This is a genomic window from Ferruginibacter sp. (genome assembly GCF_031391665.1).
Classification (GTDB): domain Bacteria; phylum Bacteroidota; class Bacteroidia; order Chitinophagales; family Chitinophagaceae; genus Ferruginibacter.
This window is the reverse complement of record NZ_JANMUN010000115.1, coordinates 1-6425: the sequence shown is the minus strand read 5'-3', so window position 1 is coordinate 6425 and position 6425 is coordinate 1. Positions and strand designations below refer to the sequence as shown.

The 6425-nt window shown below is 33.6% G+C and carries 5 protein-coding genes, 1 tRNA gene and 1 pseudogene; 5 read left to right on the top strand and 2 right to left on the bottom strand.

Annotated elements, in window-relative coordinates; all coding sequences use genetic code 11:
* Window positions 1-385: 385 nt before the first annotated feature.
* On the bottom strand, window positions 386-1396 hold the full coding sequence (gene gap, locus ACY651_RS08940; protein ID WP_462251832.1) for a type I glyceraldehyde-3-phosphate dehydrogenase: 1011 nt from the start codon (window positions 1394-1396) through the stop codon (window positions 386-388).
* Window positions 1397-1608: 212 nt separating this feature from the next.
* On the opposite strand from gap, the gene ACY651_RS08935 reads away from it, so the two are divergent.
* From ACY651_RS08935 to ACY651_RS08915, 5 genes are all read left to right on the top strand, one after another.
* A tRNA-Glu gene (locus ACY651_RS08935) sits at window positions 1609-1680 on the top strand.
* A gap of 167 nt (window positions 1681-1847) precedes the next feature.
* Complete coding sequence (locus ACY651_RS08930) at window positions 1848-2975, top strand: AAA family ATPase (protein WP_462251830.1); 1128 nt, start codon at window positions 1848-1850, stop codon at window positions 2973-2975.
* On the top strand, window positions 2972-3550 hold the full coding sequence (locus tag ACY651_RS08925; protein WP_462251828.1) for a DUF3226 domain-containing protein: 579 nt from the start codon (window positions 2972-2974) through the stop codon (window positions 3548-3550). Before ACY651_RS08930 ends, ACY651_RS08925 begins: the two co-directional genes overlap by 4 nt.
* A 711-nt stretch (window positions 3551-4261) precedes the next feature.
* Window positions 4262-4741 (top strand): hypothetical protein, encoded by a 480-nt coding sequence (locus tag ACY651_RS08920; protein ID WP_462251826.1) that lies wholly within the window; start codon window positions 4262-4264, stop codon window positions 4739-4741.
* Between the two features lie 238 nt (window positions 4742-4979).
* A complete protein-coding gene (locus ACY651_RS08915; RefSeq protein WP_462251824.1) occupies window positions 4980-5642 on the top strand; it encodes an outer membrane beta-barrel protein in 663 nt (220 codons plus the stop codon).
* Between the two features lie 96 nt (window positions 5643-5738).
* Here ACY651_RS08915 and ACY651_RS08910 read toward each other — a convergent pair.
* A pseudogene (locus tag ACY651_RS08910) lies at window positions 5739-6425 on the bottom strand (zinc carboxypeptidase); the annotation flags it as partial.

The window sequence follows — 6425 nt, the reverse complement described above, 5'->3', positions numbered from 1 at the left end:
TTACCACCCATTAAGCCGGGAATAATAGTAATCCGTTTTAATAATTCTGTTTCCATAACCTTTATTTTGAGATTATAAAGATACAATTTAAAAAGCCTCACCCCAACCCCTCTCCCAAAGAGAGGAAACTGGAAGGAGACTCTTTTAAAATTGAAGGCTTTCTATTATTAGAAAGCCTTCAATTTAATAAGTTGAACAAAGAACTAATTGTACAAGAGATTGACACAACGATGTTGATTAATGATAAAATGTCCGTCCCAAAAAAACTCACCCCAGTTCCCTCTCTTTCGGAGAGGGAACTGGAAGAATGCAGCTTTTATAATTTAAACATTTAATGTTTGCTTTTATCTTCCTCCATTTCCTCCGCTGCGGCGGAGATTGGGTATTATTTTATCAACCCTGCAAAATGATGTACTGTACGTACCAACTGCGATACATAACTCATTTCATTATCGTACCAGCTAACTGTTTTTACCAATTGTTTGTCGCCGGTTTTTATAACACGGGTTTGTGTAGCATCGAATAAACTGCCGAATGTAATTCCTATAACATCGCTGCTAACTATTTCATCTTCGTTGTAACCAAAACTTTCGTTGCTGGCGGCTTTCATAGCGGCGTTAATTTCATCTGCCGTTACATCTTTACCCAACACACTATATAACTCGGTTACACTGCCGGTAATTACAGGCACTCTTTGTGCACCACCATCTAACTTACCTTTTAAATTAGGTAACACTACACCAATTGCTTTTGCAGCGCCGGTGCTGTTAGGTACAATATTTTGTGCAGCTGCACGTGCCCTGCGTAAATCGCCTTTGGGGTGTGGTGCATCCAATGTATTTTGATCGTTGGTATAAGCATGAATAGTACTCATTAAACCGGTGATGATGCCATATTTTTCGTCCAGCACTTTTGCCATTGGCGCCAAACAGTTGGTAGTGCAACTTGCACAACTGATAATAGTTTCGGTGCCATCTAAAATTGCGTGGTTAACATTAAACACTACAGTTTTTAAATCGCCGGTTGCCGGTGCAGAAATTACCACACGTTTTGCTCCTGCTGTAATATGTGCTGCTGCTTTTGCTGCATCGGTAAAAAAGCCGGTGCTTTCAATTACCACATCCACATCATGTGCTCCCCATGGAATTTGTGCCGGATCTTTTTGTGCGTATATTTTTACTTCGTGCCCGTTAACTGCAATTGCGTTTTCGGTATGGGTAACAGTTTGATCAAAACGGCCCTGTGCACTGTCGTACTTTAATAAATGTGCCAGTACTTCGGGACTGGTTAAATCGTTTATTGCCACAACATCAATACCCTTCATGTTGTAAATTTGGCGAAATACCAAACGGCCAATACGTCCGAAACCATTAATTGCAACTTTAACTGTACTCATAACTGTAATTTAAAATTTGAATTTTTAATTTGAGATGGCAAAATTACTGTTTGTACCACACATAAAACAGTATTATTTTAAAGATTTTACTATTGGTAATAAGTGGCGGTTTACGCACCGCAAACGTTTTAAAAATATTTACTGACTAAATCCTTAAAATATTTGGCTAAAAAACTGCCGTATGTTATCTTTGCCGTCCTTTAATAAAAGATGCCGCGTTGGTCAAGGGGTTAAGACGCCTCCCTTTCACGGAGGAGTCACGGGTTCGATTCCCGTACGTGGTACAGATTTAAAAACAAAAGCCTTGATAGTCTTAACTTTCAGGGCTTTTTTAATTTTAGGAAAGATCAAAAGGGACGGTTGAACTTTATAATTCCTTTAGAAAGTGTAATAAAGTTTGAAATCCCTAAATGTTGTTGTTTATTTGATATTAATATAGTTATTTAGAAGTATGAATTTTAAAAAGTTAGAAATAGAAGGATTCAGAGGAATTAAAAAAGCTGAGATTGACGGGTTATCAATGGTTAATATTTTTCTAGGTCAAAACAATTGTGGAAAGACAAGCCTGTTAGAAGCCATTTTTTTACTTGCTGGATATAACAATGCAAACCTAGCCTTGAATATTGATTTATTCAGAGATTTAATACATAATGAAGAAAATGATTTTAGTTTCTTATTCTATAACTTAAACTATTCTTCGGTTTTAGTATTATCAGCAGAACTAACTAATAAAGAACAAATCAAGTTAGAAATCCTCCCAAAAGATAGTAGCGGCCAAACAAAAATAATCATTGCAGATGGAAATAAAGTTTCCGACCTTACTGATAGTTTTTCAAATTCTGCATCTGACGAGAGTAATAGCAGGAGCGTCAATCAATTAGAATTTAAGAGTACGATAAAAGCGTTTCAACAACAAAAAGTAGAATACCGTTCTACGATAGTAGGAATTAGGGCTGGAGAAAATTTTCAATTAACGACTAAACTCGACCCCAAAAAAAGGAAAGATAATTTTAAAGCTCTTTTACAAGGTTCGCATTTATTACATTCGAAAGATTTACCTAAAAAACTACAACGCTTAATTATCGATAAAAGAAAAGATTCATTAATCAATGACCTTAAACAAATAGACCCAAAGATTACAGACATTACCGCATTTAGTGATAATATGATTTATATAGACACAGGTGCAAAGTCATTAATGCCTTCTAATTTAATGGGTGATGGATTTATAAAATATTTGCACACTATAATAAATATAAACGAAGTTAAAGGGGGTGCTATGCTTATCGATGAAGTTGATAATGGATTACATTTTAAGGCATTAAAAAATTTATGGAGAATACTTTTAAGAACTGCTAGCGCTAATAAAACCCAACTATTTTTAACTACTCATAGCAAAGAAGCACTAGTGTATTTAAAAGAGGTTTTGGAAGAAAGCGAATTTATAACTTTTCAAAATGATGTGAAATGTTTTACAATCAGTAAACTTGCCGATTCAACTTTAAAATCATATAGATATGATTTTGAAGCTTTTGAATATGCAATAGAAAATGATGTAGAAATAAGAGGAGAAATATGATAAATTTATTAAATTTCGCAGTTGAGGGTAACGACATTAAGTTTATACACGACTATATTTTATTTCTAAAATTAAAAATTGAAACTCTAACCCAAACTCCAACTGGTGGCTGGACCAATCTTCATCTTGTTTCAAATAAATTTCAAGAAGTTTCTGACAAACAAGGTCAAAACATAGTAATATTTGATGCGGATGAAGATGCAGAACAAAGAAAATTAGACTTACAAAGAAGAGCAGCAGAATTAAATATACAATTCGATTTATTCTTATTTCCTGACAATACATCTTCCGGTGAAATTGAAGACTTGCTCCTAAAAATAATTAATCCTAAATATTCAGATTTTACCGATTGCTTTGACGGATATATTGAATGTATTAATAATTGCGAGAATCCTGTACATGCAAAAATCATGAAATCAAAAATATTTGCTTATTTAGAATGTACTAACCAACAAACTAATCTCACAAAAGTAGATTTTTTGAATACCGAATATTGGGATTTAAATAATCCTGCTTTGAATCCCTTAAAGGTTTTTTTACTCAAGCAAGAAACCATTTTAAATGGTAATGCTTAATATAAAGCTTTCATTTTTTCTTGGCATTAAATTTCCCTTTCGTTTTTTATAAATCAATTTTTTCGTAGAGCAGACTAAGTTTTCGAATTTGATGTCCAATTTGGTTCTTATATATTTCTACTAATTCATTAAACGTCCTGCTTTCCCATAAAATACGACCTCTATGGAAAGTAGTTAACTATTCATTTTTTCTGCATCGTTTATAAATCTTTATTGTTTTTAAACTATCGGTACAAACTGATACTTGAAACAAAAGGAAAGCATTTTAGCGATGAAAGGTTTTTTTATTTTGTGTTTGCGGCGGTTTATGGTAAATGAAAACCCTGCAAAAAGCAGGGTGTAAAATACTGACTAATAAAATATTTTCGTTTTAATTGCTTTTGAGTTGCTTGGCCTTAATCTTTGCTTTTCTGTTTGCAACCCATTCTCCCAGTTCTTTTTCTTGTTTTTTTGTTGTGAGGTTATACACCATCATTGGTCCGTCAACATCAGCATCGGTAATAATTTTGCTTTTTTTATTGCTGTTTTCATGATTTAAATTTACTGATTTTTAAAATATAAATCAACATATTTTTTGCCCGAAGCGTTAAGGTGATGGCATTTTTAATTATGTAAATATTTTTCATGTATAACAAACTTAAATGATTATTTTCTAATAGCGGCACTGCATTTGCAAGCAAAAAGTAACTATTATTTTAAAAAATCAAACGCATGAAATTTACATTCTTTTCCGTATTAGTAGTAATTATTACTGCTGCATCCTGCAATAACGCCACACAACCTGTAACTGAAACCCTGTTTACAACAGATACTTTAAAAGTTGTAAAAGAAAATACGCCTGTTGCCAGTACAGTTTGTTATGCATCTACAGGTAACAATACAGTTAATTTAAAACTGCTGATAAATGGCTCATCAGTCACGGGGAATTTATTATACAATCTTAAAGAAAAAGACAGCAACAAAGGCGATTTAACCGGCACATTAAAAGGTGATACTTTACTGGCTGATTATAATTTTATGTCGGAAGGGGTACAATCAACAAGGCAGGTAATTTATTTGTTAAAAGACAATGCAGCAATTGAAGGCTATGGCGACGTGGAAGAAAAAAATGGTAATATGATTTTTAAAAATACCCGAACGGTAACATTTGGCAAAGGCGTAAAGCTGCAAAAAGTTAACTGCGAAAAATAAAATTTCATTATAAATTTTTTCTGTTGTTGTAAAGAGTTTCCAACTTTTTAAATTCTTTTAAATGAAGATTTTATAATTAGGTTGGCAACTCTTTTACAATCTTTTTTATTTTTTACTAAAGATTTTTCAACCAAGGTTGCCAAATCCAATAAAACATTTTTCTAAAAATTTTACTATTAGGTTTTTCTTAACATCATTTGCCAATTTATAATTGTCATCTATAAAAAACCATAAAATTATGAGAAAAATTTTGAGTTTATTCTTAGTATTTATTTGCAGCGGACTTTTAGCCACTGCACAAATTAAAAAAGGTGCTGTGCTTTTAGGCGGACAAATTGCTTTTGCTGATGCAGATGCAGAAAGCAATAACACCCAGCCCAATCAGCAACAAAGCCAAAAAAATAATAGTGCCTTTTTTAGAGTCTCAGTTGGCAAAGCCATAAAAGAAAATACTGTCGTAGGTATAAATGCCGGATATGGCAACAATAAAAATGAAAATTTTAATAACAACACATTAGTTTCCAGTTCAGACTTTAAACAATTCAGCGTGGGAATTTTTTACAGGCAGTATAAAAAGATAGGTGGCGATTTTTACTTTTTTGGCGAAGGCGGTGTTGATTATATTGGCTCCACACAAAAAGACACCAATTTTCCCGGAAACAATCTTACTACCCGTAAAGGCTCAGGTGTACAATTATCTTTAACACCGGGCATCTCTTACCAGGTACTTAAAAAATTACAGTTAGAAATTCTAATTCCTGATATGGCAGCTTTGCAATACAATACTTTAAAAACAACAGCACAAAATTCTACGGCAAAGCAAAACCAATTTTCATTTAATACAAGTTTAAGCTCTTCCCCGCTTAATTCTTTAGGAATAGGATTTAGATTGGTATTATAATTTTACAAAAAAAATCGTGGTGCAAGAAAATTGCGCCACGATTTTTTTTAGATCTAATGCTTTTGTTGATGTCAGTGAAGAATTGGTATAACTATTTTATTCCTCCGCCCTTCCTCTTTCTGCTTCAATTATCTTTCCAAAAAAAATTGCATTCATCATAAGCTTAGTACCCCCAAGCCAAAATGCACGAAAGTTGGGATTGTTATCTATATTAATAATTCTGCCACTGCCCAAAGTATTTACAATAACAGCAGCCGAATTTTTTAAGGCTTCTTTATTTTCTTTGCTCAGCCAGCCACTTTGCAAAGGATTATCTTTATAACAAAACGGCGAGGCGTAGGGGTTTTTACTTTTTTCCATATATACACGGTTGGCTTTAAATAAACTTATTGTGCTTTCAGTATAACCAAATGTCAGCGGGTGTGTTAAGTCAGCATCGGCTCCAAAAATTGCACCGTTCATTTGTTGTGCACCATCAATTTCTTCACCTTCGGCATAGGCCATTCTTTTGGTGCTGTCAACTGGTGGTTTTACTTTTTTTAATGTAACGATGTTAATGCCGTTCACCGATGCCCACTGCACCGCTTCTTCCAATAAAATTAAATTCCCGCCATTGCTTACCCATGTTTTTAATTTTTCCTTATTTAAATCAATGTAAGATCCGGCTGCCATTATCAGTGTATTGTATTTGTTTAAATCTACACGGTTAAATATTGCAGGCTCCAGGTGTGTTGCCGGTATATTCATTCGCTGATCAAGCAAATGCCAAATTTCTCCGGCATC